The organism is Bacillus sp. 123MFChir2 (genome assembly GCF_000383235.1).
GTDB lineage: Bacteria > Bacillota > Bacilli > Bacillales > Bacillaceae_G > Bacillus_A.
This window is the reverse complement of record NZ_KB910971.1, coordinates 1-20,290: the sequence shown is the minus strand read 5'-3', so window position 1 is coordinate 20,290 and position 20,290 is coordinate 1. Positions and strand designations below refer to the sequence as shown.

At 30.5% G+C, this 20,290-nt stretch carries 10 protein-coding genes and 2 pseudogenes; 9 read left to right on the top strand and 3 right to left on the bottom strand.

Features of this window, described 5'->3' with window-relative positions; translation table 11 throughout:
* Nucleotides 1–115: 115 nt before the first annotated feature.
* Nucleotides 116–262, top strand: a pseudogene (locus H280_RS25860) (L-2-hydroxyglutarate oxidase); the annotation flags it as partial.
* Between the two features lie 195 nt (nt 263–457).
* Here H280_RS25860 and H280_RS26775 read toward each other — a convergent pair.
* Nucleotides 458–843 (bottom strand): annotated as a pseudogene (locus H280_RS26775) (sigma 54-interacting transcriptional regulator); the annotation flags it as partial.
* A gap of 94 nt (nt 844–937) precedes the next feature.
* Between H280_RS26775 and H280_RS0119120 the strand changes: the two are divergent.
* The 6 genes from H280_RS0119120 (at nt 938) to thrS (ending at nt 18,741) form a co-directional block, all read left to right on the top strand.
* Nucleotides 938–2,203 carry an MDR family MFS transporter gene (locus tag H280_RS0119120; RefSeq protein WP_020062740.1) on the top strand — a complete coding sequence of 422 codons (1,266 nt, stop codon included), beginning with the start codon at nt 938–940 and terminating at the stop codon, nt 2,201–2,203.
* 91 nt (nt 2,204–2,294) lie between these two features.
* Nucleotides 2,295–2,987, top strand: coding sequence for a 4'-phosphopantetheinyl transferase family protein (locus H280_RS0119115; RefSeq protein WP_020062739.1), 693 nt, complete (start codon nt 2,295–2,297; stop codon nt 2,985–2,987).
* Between the two features lie 271 nt (nt 2,988–3,258).
* On the top strand, nt 3,259–14,133 hold the full coding sequence (locus H280_RS0119110) for a non-ribosomal peptide synthetase (RefSeq protein WP_020062738.1): 10,875 nt from the start codon (nt 3,259–3,261) through the stop codon (nt 14,131–14,133).
* A 74-nt stretch (nt 14,134–14,207) separates the two neighbouring features.
* Complete coding sequence (locus tag H280_RS0119105; protein WP_020062737.1) at nt 14,208–15,830, top strand: thiamine pyrophosphate-binding protein; 1,623 nt, start codon at nt 14,208–14,210, stop codon at nt 15,828–15,830.
* A gap of 41 nt (nt 15,831–15,871) precedes the next feature.
* Nucleotides 15,872–16,666, top strand: coding sequence for a 3-keto-5-aminohexanoate cleavage protein (locus H280_RS0119100; protein WP_020062736.1), 795 nt, complete (start codon nt 15,872–15,874; stop codon nt 16,664–16,666).
* Nucleotides 16,667–16,830: 164 nt separating this feature from the next.
* Nucleotides 16,831–18,741: a threonine--tRNA ligase gene (gene thrS / locus H280_RS0119095; protein WP_020062735.1), complete on the top strand. Its 1,911-nt coding sequence runs from the start codon at nt 16,831–16,833 to the stop codon at nt 18,739–18,741.
* Between the two features lie 113 nt (nt 18,742–18,854).
* Here thrS and H280_RS23955 read toward each other — a convergent pair whose 3' ends face one another.
* The gene (locus tag H280_RS23955; RefSeq protein ID WP_020062734.1) at nt 18,855–19,433 is read right to left on the bottom strand and encodes an IS3 family transposase; all 579 of its coding nucleotides are present in this window, start codon (nt 19,431–19,433) and stop codon (nt 18,855–18,857) included.
* Between the two features lie 70 nt (nt 19,434–19,503).
* Here H280_RS23955 and H280_RS0119085 point away from each other — a divergent pair, with 70 nt between their 5' ends.
* Both H280_RS0119085 and tnpB read left to right on the top strand, forming a co-directional pair.
* The gene (locus H280_RS0119085; RefSeq protein WP_020062733.1) at nt 19,504–19,698 is read left to right on the top strand and encodes a hypothetical protein; all 195 of its coding nucleotides are present in this window, start codon (nt 19,504–19,506) and stop codon (nt 19,696–19,698) included.
* Nucleotides 19,695–20,006, top strand: a complete 312-nt coding sequence (tnpB, locus tag H280_RS23950) for an IS66 family insertion sequence element accessory protein TnpB (RefSeq protein WP_020062732.1) — start codon at nt 19,695–19,697, stop codon at nt 20,004–20,006. Before H280_RS0119085 ends, tnpB begins: the two co-directional genes overlap by 4 nt.
* A 135-nt stretch (nt 20,007–20,141) precedes the next feature.
* Here tnpB and H280_RS23945 read toward each other — a convergent pair.
* On the bottom strand, nt 20,142–20,290 hold a 149-nt coding region (locus H280_RS23945; protein ID WP_034303994.1), incomplete at its 5' end, for an ATP-binding protein.

The window sequence follows — 20,290 nt, the reverse complement described above, 5'->3', positions numbered from 1 at the left end:
GGTAAGATTTTAAAATATCCCCAAAACGAAAGTTTTGTCTCTTCATTGTTGTCCGTGGGAATTTAGTTCATTATTATGTTTTTAGGAGCCATGTACTTCTTAAGTTCATGGCTGTGGCGTAAGGGAACAAGCCATTTTATCAAACGGAAACATGGTAGATGATTTTTGCGTCATCTCTGGGATAAACTCTATGCACATTTGCAACACACGGTCTCTGGCTGCAACAGCTAGTCTGAAAATTGGAGAAGGAATCGCCAAATAGGTACCGGACGTTGTGTACGTGAAAGTTTAGTAGATCCCCTGGGCTGCCGGGGAATCTTTATTTTTTTGAGGTGACGATCTTGGATGAGTTGGTATGAAACAAGTTGTCGGGATTTGTTGAGTGTTCAATATTCTGTGTCGAATCATCGATATATCTAAGAGTGATCTTTCTTGAAAGTAATTCTATATTTCTAGTGCCAGTATATGCTCCTGATTCATAACCGAATAACTCACTTTCAAATAGAGCAGCAGGAATAGCACCGCAATTAATAGAAATACAGTTTTGTTTCTAAGGCTTGCATCATGAATCGCTTGGGCAAATAGTTCCTTCCCAACGCGGTTTTCTCCAGTGATTAAAATCGTTGCATCTGTCTTTGCTACCTTGTTCATGGTGTGAATAATATGCTGAATTGCGCCGTTATTTCCTTTTATATTGCTGAAGGCGGCATCTCGTTGATTTTGTATCATTTGCTTTAGTTGCTGTAATTTTTCAGAAGTAGGGGACGATTTTTCATTTAGTTTGATTGTAGCGGTAATAACTTTTTCGACAGACATAGAACCAACTAGTTCGTTTTTTTCATTAGTGTCACATTTGAGCTTGGAATATTTTTTGTTTTTGAATCATTCTTCATTTTTTGAATATTTTTAGGTATAATAATGTTGAGGAGGTAATATTTTGAATTTTTCATCATTGCATAGGAATATTAAGACTAGGGTGATTACATCCTTTTTTATGAGGATTGTTGGTTCAATGATTTTCCCGTTTATGGCTATTTATTTCTCAGAAAGGCTTGGGACAGCATTAACAGGAGTATTATTGTGTCTTAATGTTATACTTGGGATATTCAGTGGATTCTATGGAGGATATTTAGCAGACAAAATTGGTCGAAAGAGAGTTATGGCCATGGGATTGGTTATTAATATTATAGCTTATTCTTTAATGACAATAGCTAATTCTCCATGGTTTGAATCAGTTTGGATAACGTTTGTTATGTTCACCATTAATAGTATCTGTAATAGCTTAGTAGGTCCAGCTGCAGAAGCTATCTTAATTGATAGTAGTACCAAGGAAAATCGTAATTTTATGTATAGCCTCACATACTGGTCATTGAATGTTGCTGCTATGATTGGATCTCTGCTTGGAGGCCTCTTTTTCAACGAACACCGGTTTGAGCTTTTCATTGGGTTAACAGTCACTTCTGGAATAACATTATTTATGGTCATTTTTGTCATGACAGATGAGTATGTTCCTAAAACAGTTGTAGAAAAAGTACATGTTATTCGGGATATGATAAATAGTTATAAGGTAGTAATTGTAGATAAAGCCTTTATGGCCTTTACATTTGCAATAGTATTTTTATGGTCACTAGAAAATCATGGGGCAAACTATATTGCAATTAGAATATCACATGAGTTTACACCAATTGACCTTCATTTGTTAAGTTTTCCTAAAATTCATTTAGATGGCATTAAAGTTGTAGGGTTTCTTTTAAGCCAAAACACAGTATTGGTTGTATTATTTACTCTGTTTGTGTCGGCATGGATTCGTAAATCCAATCAAAAAAACATGTTATACATCGGTATCGCATGTTATACGGTAGGTTACTTATTCCTAGGATTTTCAAATATAGTATGGGTCATTTTTATAGCAGGTTTTATCAATACAATTGGAGAAATTATTTATACTCCTATTCAATCAACAATGCGAGCTGAATTAATGAATGAAAGTGCTAGAGGTGCATATAGTGCTTTTAGTTCGATTAGTTATCAACTGTGTAATTTAATCGGTGCATTAGGTATTACTTTGTATAGTTGGATAGGAAGTCAGGGAATGCTAATTGTGCTTGCTATAAGCGGATTTGTTTCTTTTCTACTTTTTAGGTATAGCTTTAAGTTAAGTGAGTCAAAACAAGAACGGAAACTAGAATATAAAACCTTTTAGAATAATATATCAGAATATAAATTTATTTTTCACAAAAAATAGCAATAGTGTATTTTATGATAATAATTAATAACAAAAAATGAGGAATTATATGGTGATTTATACTGTAGAAATTATAAATATTAATCAAGAAATATTAAATAAACTGCTTTTATGGAGTGATCTAGATGAAAAAACGTCGAAAAATTTTCTTAATATAAAAGATAGTGTTAGAACAATGGTTGGTGAGATACTTATAAGGTCTATTGTGGCTGAGCGATTAGGGATTAAACAGAAACAAATTAAATTTAAGAAAAATAAATATGGTAAACCTTATTTAGAAGGCTATTCAAATTTTAATTTTAATATATCTCACTCAGGGAATTTAGTAGTATGTGCATTAGATGAAAAGCCTATAGGAATTGATATTGAACAAGTAAAAAACATTGAATATAAAGATGTGGTTAAAAGTTTTTTTTCAGAAAACGAAAAAAATTATGTGTTTAACGGTGATATAAGCCTCGAATTAGATAAATTTTATGAAATCTGGACTCTGAAGGAGAGTTATTTAAAATGTATAGGACAAGGTCTATCAGTTCCGCTAAATTCATTTTCAATTGAATTAAACAATATGGAGGATATTAAAGTAATATCCTATAGTGAATATAAAGATTATAAATTAAAAATGTTTAATATAGGGTCAAGTTATAAGATGGCTGTTTGCTCGGTTAATTCTGAAATTTCCAACAACGTTATAAAAATAGATGGAGATATATTAATAAACAGCTTTTTAAAAGAAAATTAGGTGAAAAAGGTATCATTACTTATCCTGTATTAGCTAAATTTTATTGTGTTATAGAATGTGGGAAGTAAGAGAAATAAAGGATGAAGGGGATAGTTAAAAAAATGGCATCTTTAATATTGAGTATGCAGTCAAATACCGTGTAAGAACAGATTAATTAATGAATGAAAGTGTTTTGGAGAAATAATACAAAAGTAGTATAAGTTATTACAGCGAAGATAATTACATAGAATTAATTGAAAATCATAAATTTTTTAATAGAAGGGTGAGTCGAGTGGGAATAATCCAAAAGCTTGAAAAAGATAATATAGAAAATATCAGTTCACTAACTAGTATTCAGCAAGCGATATTGTTTGATTATATTACTGATAAAAAAAGAGAATATATTAAACAGTTAAGTTTAACGCTTTCGGGTGATATAAAATTAAATATTCTACAACAAGCATGGGACTGTGTAATAAACTCAAATGAAATGTTAAGAACTGTTTTTAGATGGGAAGAATTAAATGAACCAGAACAAATTACTCTTAAAAAAAATAGAGTTCAAATCAAATATTATGACCTGACAAGAAAAGCAGAAAAGTATGTAGAACTTCAAAAAATTAAATCGAATGATTTAAAACGGGGAATAGATATTACTAAAGAAACATTAAGAATTTACTTATGCAAGTTAGATGAAAATAAGTATGAAATGATAATTAGCAATCATAATATTATATATGATAGACAGAGTAATAATATTATTTTAAAAGAATTAATAGAAACATATAACAATGTATATAAGGGGCTTAAGCCTTCAAAAATAAATAAAATAAAGTTTGTTGACTTCATGAATAGGACAAATCTTATTGATAAGAATGAACAAAAAAAATTTTGGTCTGATTATTTCGAAGGATTAAAAATGGATAAAGATTTATTTTATTCTGAAAATAACAATATAATAAAAGAATATTTTTATAGTTTCTCTGCTAGTAAATCGGATAAAATTAAACAATTTGCTAATGAACATAGGATATCTTTGTCAGCGATATTTTATGGGGTATGGGGAGTACTTTTACAAAAGTTGAATAATTCAAATGAAGCATTATTTGGTACAACAGTATCATTAAGAAATGAAAATATTGAAAATGCTGTTGGATTATTTATTAATAGAATTCCTCTAAGAGTAGATTCAACTTCTATTACGTTTATGGAATTAATTTGTAATATTGAAAAGTCATTAAATGAAAGAAAGTATTTTGAAAATACACCATTAATTGACATCGAAAGATATTTAAGTAAGGAAATAAATAAAGAATTTATCAGTTCTACAGTTACTATAGAAGATAAGCCTATAGAGAAAAATTGTAACAAAGAAAGTAAACTATGCATTGAGGATTATTCATTATATGATAAAACCAATTATAAAATGGCTTTGGAAGTATCAACATACAATAGTTTTGTTTGTAAATATAGCTACAATCCTGAAGTAATTAATGAATCTGAAGTGGTAAAATTAGCTGAATATTTAAATATAATACTAGAGAATGGTATGAATAATAAAAATATACAGATATCAGAAATAGAGCTATTATCTAAAGCTGAAAAGGAACAAATTCTTTATGAGTTTAACGACACAAAAGTAGAATATCCTGAAGAGAAGACTATTCAAGAATTATTTGAAGAGCAAGTAAATAAGACTCCAAATAGAATAGCTGTTGTATTTGAGAACCAACAAATAACTTATAAAGAGTTAAATGAAAAAGCAAATTCACTAGCAAGAGTTTTAAGAGGTAAAGGAGTTAAGGCAGAATCAATTGTAGGGATCATGGCTGAAAAATCACTAGAAATGGTGATCGGTATAATTGGGATACTAAAAGCCGGGGGCGCTTATCTGCCAATAGATCCAGAATACCCTGATGAGAGAATTAACTATATTTTAAATGATTCCAGATGTGAACTGTTGCTTTCAACAAATGATTTATTAAAGAAAATTGATTTCAATGGAGATGTTGTAAATCTGTCGAACAAGGAATTGTTTCAGGAGGAAACACATAATTTAGAGATTGCAAATAATTCTGATAATTTAGCTTATATATTATATACATCGGGGACCACTGGAAATCCAAAAGGTGTAATGTGTGTACATAAAAATATTATAAGATTAGTTAAAAATGCAAGTTTTATCTCATTTAAAGATGATGATAGAATACTTCAAACAGGCTCTATAATGTTTGATGCATCTACTTTTGAAATTTGGGGTGCATTATTAAATAACTTACAGTTGTGTTTGATTAAAACTGAAACTTTACTATCACCTTTTTTATTAGAAAAAGCTATCATTAGAAATAAGATAACTACATTATGGTTAACATCCGAATTGTTTAATCAATTAGCTGATGAAAACGATAAAATATTTGAAAAATTACGTTGTTTATTGGTGGGCGGGGATGTTTTATCAACAAAATATATTAATTTAATAAGGAATAAATATAGTGATTTAAAAATAATCAATGGGTATGGACCGACTGAAAATACAACATTCTCTACGACTTTTTTGGTTGATGATGAGTATTATCTAAACATCCCAATTGGAAAACCGATTTCAAATTCAAAAGTTTATATAATTGATAAGGATAATAATTTAATGCCCATAGGTACACCGGGTGAATTATGTGTTAGTGGTGACGGATTAGCACGGGGCTATATTAATAAACCAGAGTTAACAAAGGAAAAGTTTGTTGATAATCCATTTGAAATAGGAAAGAAAATGTATAAGACTGGAGATTTAGCGCGATGGTTGCCTAATGGAAATGTTGAGTTTTTAGGTAGAATAGATAACCAGGTGAAAATAAGGGGATTTAGAATAGAATTAGGAGAGATAGAAAATAGGTTACTACAGCATAAAGATATAAAAGAAGCAGTAGTTGTTGTAAGAGATAATGTGGAAAAAGGGAAGTGCTTATGTGCGTACATTGTATGCATGCGTGAATATAGTGATTTAGAGCTTAAAGATTATTTAAGCACAAATTTGCCAGAGTATATGATACCGTCATATTTTGTCAATCTCGAAAGAATGCCCGTAACACTTAATGGGAAACTGGATAGAAAAGCACTTCCAAAACCCAATGTAAATGAGATAGTTTTAAATAAATATGAAGCCCCAAGTAACAAATTAGAAGAAATTTTGACGAATATTTGGAGTATTACCCTTGGAGTTGAAAAAATAGGCACAAATGATAATTTCTTCGACTTGGGTGGAAATTCATTAAATGCAATAACAATAATAGCTAAGATCCATAAAGAACTAAATAAAGAAATAACGATAAAGGACATATTTAATTCACCAACTATTAAGGAACAAAGAATTTTGATAGAAAAAATAGATAAAAATATGTATTCAATAATAGAGAAAGTAGATGAAAGAGATAGTTATGGAGCATCCTCTGCTCAGAAAAGAATGTATCTAGTCCAACAATTTTTTGAGGATAATACAGCATATAATATACCTCTTCTTTTTGAAATAGAGGGGGATGTTGATAAAGGAAAAATGGAAAAAACCTTTAAAGAACTAGTTAAAAGACATGAAAGCTTAAGGACTTATTTTGCACCAATTGAAGGTGAAATAGTACAAAAGATTGATCAATCCTATGACTTTACTCTTGTTAAGAGTGAAAATAATAAAGACATAAATATGATTGTAAAAGAATTCATTAGATGCTTTAATTTAGAACAATCACCACTTTTAAGAGTTGAACTTGTAAAAAGTAGAGGGAAAGTCTACTTATTAATAGATATGAATCACATAATAGTAGATGGAATATCTATTAATATTTTAATAAAGGAGTTTATCGCCCTGTATAATGGGGAAGAATTAGCCCCATCGAATTTACAATATCGAGATTTTTCTACTTGGCAGAATAATTACTTGAAATCGGAAAAGATAAAGCAGCAAGAAGAGTACTGGTTGAATTTATTTAATGACCAAATACCAGTTTTAGATTTACCGTATGATTATGAAAGACCAGCACATAAAACATTTGAAGGTGACACTGTAAATTTTCACTTGAGTGAAAAAAGATCAGATGAGGTAAGAATACTTGCCAAAAAAACAGGAACTACGATTCATATGGTAATGCTTTCTGCCTTGAATATTCTTCTTTCAAAATATAGTGGACAAGAAGATATAGTAATAGGAGTACCTGTTGCAGGAAGATCACGCTTGGAACTTGAGAATATAGTAGGAATGTTTGTAAATACATTAGCCTTAAGAAATAAGCCAGAGAAAAGTAAAAAGTATATAAATTTCTTAAAAGAAGTAAAAAACAACTCATTAAAGGCATATGAATACCAAGATTATCAATTTGAAACATTAGTAGAAAGATTAAATATTGAGAGGAACATAAACAGTAATCCACTATTTAATATTATGCTTAATATTGTGGATATAGAGAATACAGCTGATATTAAATTAGACGAACTTTTGTTAAAACGTATAGATTACAATAGTACCAATTCAAAATTTGATATGACATTAAATGTATTGGAAAAAGATAATATTTTTAAATTTAGTTTGGAGTATTGTTCGAAATTATTTAAAAAAGAAACTATAAAAAGAATGAAGAATCATTTCTTAAAAATATTAGATGAAATAACCATTAATCCGGAAAAAAAAATATCTGAAATTGAATTACTTATGAAAGAGGAAAGGGATAAAATATTATACAAATTTAATAATACCAAAGCGGAATATCCTGAAGAAAAGACAATTCATGAATTATTTGAAGAGCAAGTAGAAAAGACACCAAATAGTATAGCTGTAACATTAGAGAATAAACAACTGACATATAGGGAGTTAAATGAGAAAGCAAACAGTTTGGCAAGAGTGCTAAGGGGAAAAGGTGTAAAGGCTGATTCTATAGTTGGAATAATGGTAGAAAGATCGCCCGAATTAATAATAGGTATAATGGGAATCTTGAAAGCGGGAGGCGCTTACTTACCTATAGATCCTAGTTATCCAAAGGAAAGAATAAACTTTATTTTGGATGATAGTAGGTGTGAGGTGTTATTAAGTAGTGACAGTTTAACAACTAATATAGAGTTTAAAGGGGAAATCTTAGATTTATTGGATAAACATTTATTTAAAGAAGAATCAAGCAACTTAGAAAAAATAAATACATCAAGAGATTTAGCGTATGTAATCTATACTTCAGGTACGACAGGTAATCCTAAAGGTGTAATGATTGAACATAAATCTTTAGTTAACTATGTGGTATTTTCAAAAAACAAGTATGGTATTAATGAGAAATTTTATATGCCATTTTATACATCAGTTTCTTTTGATTTAACAATAACATCAATATTTACTCCTCTTGTAAGCGGAAATACAATGGTTATATATAGCGATGGCGATATTCATGAATTAGTAAATGATGTGTTTTTAGGCAATGATAGTTCTATAGTTAAGTTAACACCTGCTCACTTGGGTTTAATAAAAGAAATGAAATATTTAAACAAGTCAATTAAGAAAATTATTGTAGGTGGAGAAGACCTAACAGAAGAATTGGCGAAAAATACAAGTGATTTATTTGAGAATAGAGTAGATATTATAAATGAGTATGGACCAACAGAAGCAACGGTTGGATGTGTGGTTCATAGTTATAATTATAGAAATAAATATAAAAACTCGGTATTAATAGGAAAGCCTATTTCTAACTCAAAAGTATATATTGTTGATGGAAACTCAAAATTAATGCCAATAGGAGTACCTGGTGAACTTTGTATAAGTGGAGATGGATTAGCAAGAGGGTATCTAAACCGTTGTGAATTAACGAATGAAAAGTTCGTAGATAATCCATTTGAACATGGAAAAAAGATGTATAGAACAGGTGATTTGGCGAGGTGGTTACCTGATGGTAATATTGAATGTTTGGGGAGAATAGATAATCAAGTTAAAATTCGAGGTTTTAGAATAGAACTCGGAGAGATTGAGAATAAATTATTACAACATGAAAAAATCAAAGAAGTTGCGGTTGTTGTAAAAGAGCATCATGGAAAAGAAAAATACATCTGTGCATATATAGTAAGTGGGTCAGTGATTAGTGAACTGAACTTGAAGGACTATTTAAAGGAAAGCCTACCTGAATATATGATTCCGTCATACTTTAAACAAATAGAGGAACTCCCTTTGACATTAAATGGGAAGCTTGATAGAAGGGCTCTTCCAGAATTAAATAGAGATGAATATTTAAACAAATATGAAGCTCCAAGAAGCAAAGTAGAAGAACTGTTGGTGAAGGTTTGGGAAGACGTTCTTAGTGTCGAAAGAATAGGTATAAACGATAACTTTTTTGAACTTGGAGGGCATTCATTAAAGGCAGCGCTACTTATGACTAAAATTCATAAAGAGCTAGATGTAGTAATACCATTGAAGGTGCTATTTAGTAATCCAACAGTCAATGGGTTAATTGGATTTATTAAAAATGCCCAAAAGAGTAAGTTTTTAAGGATAGAGAAATCGAAAGAGAAAGAATACTATCAAGCATCATCTGCTCAAAAAAGGATGTATATGTTACAAAAATTTAATGGAGAAAGTACGGCATATAACATGCCGATCATAATGGAGGTGTGCGGAGAGGTTGATGTCAATAGAATAGAAAAAGCATTTCTAAAATTAATGAACAGACATGAAATATTTAAGACTTCTTTTAAAATGAATGAATATAAAATAGTACAGAAGTTTAAATCCTTAAATGAATTTAAACTTACTTTTAGAAAAGAAAATAAAGATGTAGAGAATGTCCTAAGAGGATTTGTTAAGCCATTTGAATTAGAAAAGGCACCTTTATTTAGGGCTGAGCTTATAGAAACTGATGGGAAAACATTTTTATTAATGGATATGCACCATATTATTTCTGATGGGATATCAATGAATATTATTTTGAAAGAATTTAAAGCGCTTTACAACGGAGAGGAATTAGCCCCCTTAAGAATTCAATATAAAGATTTTGCAAAATGGCAAAATGAATTGTTAGAGTCAGAAGTAATAAGAGAAAAAGAAGAGTACTGGATGAATATATTTAAAGGTGAAATACCAGTGTTAAATCTTCCTTATGATTATGAACGGCCAGCAATTAAATCATATGAAGGGGCTAACCTAAATTTCACAGTTAATGAAGAAATAACTGAAGGATTAAGAAAACTTTCAAGGAAAACAGGTAGTACAATACACATGGTGCTATTATCAGTATTTAATATTTTACTTTCAAAATATAGTGGGCAAGAGGAAATTGTTGTTGGGGTACCAGTTGCAGGAAGGCAAAATGTAGACCTACAAAATATAGTCGGGATGTTTGTAAATACATTAGCTATTAAAAGTAATCCATCAGGTGAGAAGGAATATATTGAACTTTTAGAAGAAACAAAAGAAAATCTATTGACAGCATACGAAAATCAAGATTATCAGTTGGAAAAGCTTATAGATAAGTTAAGTATCAAAAGAGATACAAGTAGAAACCCTTTGTTTGATGTTTTGTTTAATGTTGAAGATACTATTGAAAGTCAGGATATAGTGCTAGATAAAGTTATGCTTAAGTTATATGATTTTGAAAACCTTACATCTCAGTTCGATTTAACATTAAATGTAATAAAAAGAACCAAGACATTAGAGCTCAATTTTAATTATTGTACGAAATTGTTTAATAAAGAAACCATAGTGAGAATGTTTAAGCACTTTACTAAAATATTAAAAGAAATTGTTAAAAATAGTTATATTAAACTATCAGATATTCATTTTTTAACTGAGAGTGAATTACAAAAAATAAACGAATTCAATGATACAGTGGTAAATTTCCCTGACGACAAGGCCATCCAAGAATTATTTGAAGAGCAAGTAGAAAAAACACCAGATGGAATAGCTGTTATATTTGGAGATAAATATTTAACCTATAGAGAATTAAATGAAAAGGCTAACTGTTTGGCAAGAGTATTAAGAGAAAAGGGCGTTAAATCGGATGTTATTGTAGGTATAATGGTTGAAAGGTCTCTAGAAATGATAATAGGAATAATGGGGATATTGAAATCAGGAGGTGCCTATTTACCTATAGATCCTAACTATCCGGAGGAAAGAAAACAATTTCTATTGAAAGATAGTGGAAGTAAAGTATTACTAAGCAAAAAAACTTTAATAGGGGGTTCGAATCTATTTCAAGGCGAAATATTAGATTTATCTAATAGTGTTTTGTTTGAAGGGAAAGTAGATAATTTAGAAAAAATAAATAGATCTAGCGACTTAGCCTATGTAATTTATACTTCAGGTACAACCGGAAATCCTAAAGGTGTAATGATTGAACATAAATCATTAATTAATAGATTAAATTGGATGCAAAAAAAATATCCATTAACTGAAAAAGACACAATATTACAAAAAACGACCTATGCCTTTGATGTTTCTGTATGGGAGATACTTTGGTGGTCTATAGTCGGTGCTAAAGTTTGTATGCTAGGACCTAATAATGAAAAAGATCCTCAAAAAATTATAGAGGCAATTAAACAATATGAAATAACAACTATGCATTTTGTACCATCAATGCTTGATGTTTTCCTATTTTACTTAGAAGAAAATAATGATAATGAATCATTTTCTAGCTTACGTCAAGTGTTTTGTAGTGGAGAGGCATTAAATCATAGTCAGGTATCAAGATTTTTTAGAAGAATGGATAATAGTATAAAACTTATAAACTTATATGGACCAACTGAGGCAACAATAGATGTGACTTATTTTGAATGCAATCATGAAATTACAAATGTGGTACCAATAGGAAAGCCGATTGATAATACAAAATTATATATATTAAATGGCAATGGACCTGTACCTATAGGTGTTAAAGGAGAATTATATATTTCAGGTGCAGGACTAGCAAGAGGGTATTTAAACCGACAAGATTTAACAAGTGAAAAGTTTATTAATAACCCTTTTGAACCAGGTACAATAATGTATCAGACAGGTGACTTAGCTAGATGGTTGCCAGACGGTAATATTGAATATTTGGGTCGGATTGATAATCAAGTGAAAATCAGAGGACATAGAATAGAATTGGGGGAAATTGAGAATTCACTACTCAACTATAAAGAAATAAAAGAAGCAGTAGTAGTAGCAAAAAGTGTGAGTGCAAATCAAAATTATTTGTGTGCTTTTCTTATATCAAATAAGAAAATAAATATGGAGGAGGTAAAAAATTCTTTAAAAGAAAAACTACCGGATTATATGATACCTGTAGTTTTCATTCAATTAGAAAAATTACCTCAAACAATTAATGGAAAAGTAGATAGAAAGACTCTATTGGAAATGAATGTGAATATCCCTGAACGGCAATATGAAAAACCTTCTAATAAGATAGAAAAATTACTACATTTGATTTGGAAAGAGTTATTAGGGATTGAAGAAATCGGAGTTAAAGATGACTTTTTTGAAATAGGTGGAAATTCGCTTTTAGTGATTAAACTTCATTTGAGGATAAAGGATAGTTTGAATCTTGAAATACCTATCGCTGATTTATACAGATATACAACAATTGAATTAATAAGCGAAAAGATTAAGGGGCAAATGGAAATTCTTGATTATGCAATAATTGAGAAAAATCTAGAAAAAGAAATCGGAGGGAAGTATAAATTTAAGAAAGTACAAATAAATAAAAAAGAATACATCACTTTGTATACAAATAAATCTTATGAAGAAATATTTCCTTACTTGAGAAATTATATTTCTCCAAGTAAATTTCCGCATTATATTAGACCTTTTAATCACATGCTTGAAAATAAAGTAGTTCCTAAACGTATTCAAGCGGAAAATAAGATACGAAGTGAAGATACTAATAATAAAATCATCGAAAAATATATCGATAGACAAGCAAGTTATTTAAATTTAGAGATTAAATCTAAGCAGATAGTAGATAGATATAAAGTATCCTATCTACAAAATGCCTATATAACAAAAAAATTTAAAAGTATACTGATTACAAAAATTCAAGTTTTTGATGAGATGAATTTAAAGCATATTAAAGAAGCACTAAAAGAAACCTTAAATATGGACTCAGTATTTAGATCTGTAATTGATAACAATAAAGATAGTATTAACTTTATTGAGTACGAAAAAATTAAGGATTTTGACATGGAAGTACTTAATTTATCAATGTATACGGAAGAAACAAAACAGAAAATTGAAGAGAAAATATGTGACTATGCTACTAAAAAACTAATAAGTCAAAACCCTATTCATAATTTGCTCTTTAATCTATTAATTATAAAAAAGAATGAAAAAGATTACGATATTTTGTTTTTTGTTGATCATAATATTTTTGATGGTGCAAGTAAAAAAATTCTGATGGTTAATTTTTTTGATAATCTAAAAAAAATTAACCAAGAAAATTCAAAACCAGATACTGAAAAAGGCACATACAAAGAATATATATATTCCATCAATGAAAATACTAATATTGAGAAAATTGAAAAAATTAAAAAATACCTCACTTATGAAGAGTATTTATTAAATGTGAAAAAGTTAAAGGGAAAATTTGAAACATTAAAAACTGACGTTAATTCTTTTAATTCAGAGTGTTTTCAGTATTATTACGATCAAGATGTTAGCTACGGTCTTCCGAATGGAGATAAAAACTTTGGCCTTAGTTTATACATTGTAATGAAAATTTGTGAAATATTATTTGAAGAAAATAAAATTCCAATCAAAATTATCAGAGATGGTAGAGTGTATCATGAAAAATTCAAACGTTTGATTGGTGATTGTCATGTTTCACATCCAATATTATGTAGTACTAACAGTATAAATGAGTGCTATAAAGATGTTGTTTCATTCGAAAATGAAATTTTTATAAATGAAGGCTTTGATATTGGAGATCTTGTTTTTGGTAATAAATTATATGATTTGCAATTACAAGAATTGATGATAAGTACTTTTATGAATTTTAATTACATCGGCGAATTAACAGAAGATGAAGAATTAATTCTAATGAGTGAGATGAAAAAGAGTAATCGTCTTAATGTGTCTATTGATTATCCAATAACAGCCTATTCTGTGGAAAATAAAATAGGAGTAGTTCTTCCATGGATAATTAAAGATAAAATGAAAGAAATAAAGGAATTAGATTTTAATTAAAACATGATAATCAGGTTAGTTAAGAGCTTAACCTGATTATCAGAGTGTTGAATTTTATTTAGGAGGCTAATACTATGGATATATTAGATTATTTAAAAAATGAAAAAATTAAAATAAATGCTGTACCTGGCGCACACATTTTGCCTTTATATAAATCCGCCGAAACTAAATTAGATTATTCAAATTTAATTTCATGGAGAACAGAATATGGTGCTGGTTTCGGTGCCCTAGGAAATATTCAGTCAACTGGTCTTCCTGCAATAGTAGTTTCAACAGCTGGACCTGGAATAACAAGTATGATTTCACATGTGGCTCAAGCAAATGCTGAATTTTTACCGCTTATTGCAATTGGTGTTAACAACTATTCTTGGGATTTAGATCAAAGAAAAGGGCTCATCCATGAATTGCCGGATTCAAGGCCGCTTTTTAGAGATATTACGTACGATTGCTTGCGAATTGAATCTGGTTCAGAGTTTGTCGATTATCTAACAAGATGTATCTCTAAGATGAAAAATGGGCAGTGTAGGCCTGTTTACATTGAAATACCTAGTAATATAATCTCTGAAATTGTTGAATTCACTTTTGAAGATGTTAATTACGGTATCCCTGTTAAAAAAAATATCGAAAGTTATATTTCAGAGGTTATAAAAGAGATTAAAACTTGTAAATTCCCTGTGATATATATTGGTTGGGGTGCGCATCTTTCTAATTCAGGACAAGCCATATGCGAACTGGCAAAAAAAATGGGTGCAATAGTTATAACTACATTAAAAGGAAAAGGTGCTATACCAGATAGTTTTTCATTAAATGCAGGCTGTATCTGGGAGAGAGCTAGGCCATTTGATGCAATAGCTGAAAAAAGTGATTTTGTATTAGCATTAGGTACAAGTTTAAGTCTACTTGAAACAAGAAATGCAATGCTTCCTATTGATGGAAAAGTATATCATGTAGCTAATGAAGGGGCTATGTTAAAGAAAAATTATAAGAATTCAAAGACTTTAAACTGTGATATAAATGAATTTTTATGTGCTTTATTACCTAAAGTTAGTCAAGTAGCTAGTGAAGAAAGATTGAAAGAATTAGAAGGGCTCTGTGAAAATATAAAAGAGCAGTGGTATGATGGGCTAAAAAGGACAGTCCCAGAAGTTTGGCAAGTTGTTAATTCTATAAGAAACAATTTTGATATTGAAACACAATTTTCGTTAGACATGTGTCAAGATGCATATTGGTTAACACGTTATCTTAAAACTGAGCTCCCATTTAGTATACATATGCCAAATAATTTTGGAACATTAGGTGGATCTTTACCATCAGCAATTGGAGCTGCAGTGTGTGGTAAGGATGTTGTCTGCATCACAGGTGACGGTGGATTTTCATATGGCTTTACAGAAATTTCAACAGCTTTAAAATATAATATTCCTATAAAGGTTATATTGTTTAATAACAATTTATTTGGTTCAGTAGATGAAACACACACCAAAATTTATAAGTCGAAAAATGAACACTTTCAACTTACTAATCCCGATTATAAGAAACTAGCAGAATCCTTTGGTATTAATTATTATTTTGCAGAAAATGATAGTTTGAATGATGTTTTAGCCAAAGCAAACTCAGTATCAAATTCATTTATTCTCGAAGTACGAACAAAAGGGTTACCAATGTTTAATGGAATTATATGGCCAGAATGGAAATTATAAAATTAAATTTTGTAAAAATGTAAACAGTGAGGATATATATAATGAAAAAAACAATTATTTGTGTTGCACCAACAAGTTTTACTACAGAAGGAATTAATAATCCATTAACTCCAGAAGAAATTGCTGATGAAGTATATAAATGCTATTTACAAGGGGCATCAATAGCGCATTTACATGTTAGGGATGAAAAAGGACGGACTACAAAAAATATTGAGAATTATCTTTATACACTGGAGTTAATAAAAGAAAAATGTGATATAATCATTAATATAGGTAATAGTGATATTGATACTATTAAAGAATATATCAATGAATGGCCCCAATTAAAGACAGTTGCGATACGTACTGGATCATTAACTTTATTTGATTCTGCTGTAAAAGTGACACGAAAAGACATAGAAAATGAGTTAAATACTGCTTTAGATTTAAATTTGGTACCTGAATTTTGTGTGTTTGATATGGGAATGTTCAACAATTCAAAGGAATTGTTGAATAATTGGCCTGAAAAGATACCGTATTATTATAGTATAAACCTAGGATATCCTGGTCAAATGCCTGCTACAACCAAAAACATCCAATATATGTCGGAATATTTAGAGGGGTATGAAAATTGGTTTTATGTTGAATGTAATAGAAAAGGATATATTACATTAGGACAGGCATTGTTATTAGGGGCACACATAAAAATTGGATATGAAGACAGTGTATATGATAAAGAAAATGATTTGGCCATCAATAATAGTATTTTAGTTAAAAGAGTAGCAGATTTATCTAAAGCTTTAGGAAGAGAAGTAGCAAGTGTAAAAGATACTAAATTAATTTTAGGATTAAAATGATTATAAGTTTTGGAATTCATATATTGTTTTAATAAATGTTTGATTTACCAAAAATATGGTGATAATTAATTTTATACTCTTATGTACAATATGATACTAGAGCGATTAATTCATACAAAATTTCCCTTCAATTATTTGGAGTAGGAGTTAATAATGAAAGGTAGATGAATGACGTGGTTAAAATTACATTTCCAGACGGATTAATTAAGGAGTTTCCACCAGGAATCACATCAGAAGAGATTGCAGGTTCTGTTAGTAGTAGTTTAAAGAAGAAAGCTATCGCGGGAAAAATTAATGGCACTTTAATAGATTTAGCTAGACCAATATATGAAGATGTTACTCTTGAAATAATTACACCTGAACATGAAGATTCATTAGAGATTTTAAGACACAGCAGTGCACATCTACTTGCTCAAGCAGTTAAAAGATTATTTCCAGAAGTAAAGTTTGGTGTTGGTCCAACAATTGAAAATGGTTTTTACTATGACATGGACTTAGAAAAATCACTTACACCAGAGGATTTACCACTAATTGAAAAAGAGATGAAGAAAATTATTGATGCAAATATACCAATTCACCGTGTTGAAGTTACTAGGGACGAAGCTTTACGTCGCTTCACTGAAATTGGAGATACATACAAAATTGAGTTAATAAACTCCATTCCGGAGAACGAGCAAGTTACAATTTATGAACAAGGTGAGTTTTTTGACCTTTGTAGAGGAGTGCATGTCCCATCTACGGGGAAAATTAAGGTAGTGAAATTACTTAATGTTGCTGGTGCATATTGGCGAGGGGATAGCAATAATAAAATGCTTCAACGAGTTTATGGAACGGCTTTCTTTACTAAAGAAGATCTGGCTCAATACCTACATATTCTTGAAGAAGCAGATAAAAGAGATCACCGCAAATTAGGTAAAGAGTTAGAATTATTTTTCCTTAGTGAATACGGTCCTGGCTTTCCATTCTTTTTACCAAAGGGAATGGTCGTACGTAATATATTAGAAGAGTTATGGCGGAAGGAGCATGAAAAAGCTGGATATATTGAAATTAAAACACCAATAATGTTAAATAAACAACTTTGGGAAACTTCAGGACACTGGTTTAATTATAGGGAAAATATGTATACGTCAGAAATTGATGAAGTAGAATTTGCTATAAAACCTATGAGTTGCCCTGGTGCTATTTTAGTGTATCAGAATTCTTTACATTCTTACCGAGATTTTCCAATACGAATGGGTGAATTAGGTTTGGTACACAGACACGAATTTAGTGGTGCTTTACATGGCTTATTTAGAGTACGCAATTTTACGCAAGATGACGCACACATATTTATGAGAGAAGATCAAGTGGAAGATGAAATAATTAGAGTTATTAATTTGATTGATAAGTTCTATAAAGAAATTTTTGGATTTGAGTATCATATAGAATTGTCAACAAAACCAGATAATGCAATTGGTTCTGATGAAATTTGGGAATTCTCTGAAAAAGTATTAGCTAATGTTTTACGACGTAAAAATATTGAATATAAAATTAACCCTGGTGATGGAGCATTCTACGGTCCAAAACTTGACTTTAAAATAAAAGATGCTATCGGTAGAACTTGGCAAATAGGAACTATTCAACTAGATTTTAATTTGCCTGAAAGGTTTGATATTAATTATATTGGACAAGATGGAAATAAACATCGTCCTGTCATGGTACATCGGGTTATATATGGTTCTCTTGAACGTTTTATCGGTATATTAATTGAACACTATGCAGGAGCATTTCCTACGTGGTTAGCACCTGTACAAGTGAAGATTATACCTGTTTCGTCAATTGAACATTTAGATTATTCAATGAATATTGAGCTTGAATTACAAAAATTAGGATTTCGTGTGGAAGTTGATGCCCGAGATGAAAAAGTTGGATATAAAATAAGAGAAGCACAAATGAAAAAAAATCCTTATATGCTCGTCCTCGGAGATCAAGAAAAATTAAATAATAGTATTAATGTTCGAAAGTATGGAGAACAAGAATCGGAAGAAATGTCATTAGAGAAATTTATAGAAAGACTAAAAAGTGAAATGATATAAATTTAATATAAAAGAGGGTATCCAATTTGCAATGAACTGTACCCCGAATCGTGGACACTAGAAAAAAGCCCATGATTGGTCTTATCCCTGTCAAGTAGACAGTATAAAAAAGACTAAGCAGCCATCGAGATTCGATATTCTATCGGAGCTCGATGGTTGAGTCGTTTTTGGAAACGTTTATAGTTATAAAAGTAAATATATTCTTCAATTGCTTGTATTAAATCCGCTTCTGTTTTAAAATGATTCAAATACAACATCTCCGATTTAAAATGGGAGAAAAATGACTCGATACAGGCATTATCATGGCAGTTTCCTTTGCGAGAGTGGCTGCCAATGATACCTAAATCTAAAAGTCGTTTGTTGTAGGCATGAGATGTGTACTGGAATCCCTGATCTGAATGGAGAATGGTTCCACGCACATCTCTTTTTTGTGTCAACATTTCAATTGTATCTAATACAAGTTCATTATCATTACGCTTGGAAATTTTCCAAGAAACAACTTCGTTATTATAAATATCTTGTACGACAGAAAGATAGCGAAAGCCCTCTTGAAATCGTAGGTAGGTAATGTCTGTAACAAGCGCTTCATTTTGTTGACGATCTTTGAATTCACGGTTTAAAACATTTGGAAACGTATTGGAGTAATTCCCTTTAAAGAAGCGACGCTTCTTCCGAATAATGTAAGCCCCCAATCAAACAACGCATATAAACACGTAGCGCCTCCTGGTACGATGAATGTATCAATTTAAGGAGGTGCTTCATATGTCGCAACAAAAACTAAATATTGTCCCCGTAACATTACATGCCGAAAACAAAAATACTTCCACAACAAAGCCAACAGTGCTTTCGTCAAATCCTACTTGCACGATCAAAACGGCTAACGCTGAAATTTCCTTCTATACCGGCGCAGATGAGCACATCATCCAAACAGTCATGAGGGAGTTGAAAAACTGTTGAAACAAAATTATCCAAGTGTAAAAAATATTTACATCATTTGCGGTAAAACAGACATGCGAAAAGGAATTGATGGACTGGCAACACTGATTCAAGATTCTTTCGAACTTGATCCATATGACGATTCCATTTTCTTATTTTCAGGGTGGAGTAAAGATCGCTATAAATGTTTGTATTTCGATGGGGATGGATTCGCCATGCTTTATAAACGTTTAGACAACGGCAAAATGCAATGGCCGAAAGATGAAAATGAAGTACGCAATCTCTCACAAAAGGAGCTTCGCTGGTTGCTTATTCAGAATTCGGAATAAGCAACCTTATCCCGACTAAAAAATTATTCCGACTTTTAATCCTCATTAGATGTTTATTTTAGAATGATGTAAAAATTGGTGTAACCGTCAAGACGAATTTTACACTTTCTGCTAAGTTTCATTTTACAATTCTGCTTAAAATAAGCTTTGCCTATTCTTCATACGATAACTGTCTCCATCCATATGGATAACTTCCACACGATGCAATAAACGATCCAAGATTGCTGTTGTAATACCTTGATCCCCCATCAAATGACTCCATTCTTCTGGGTTTTTATTCGATG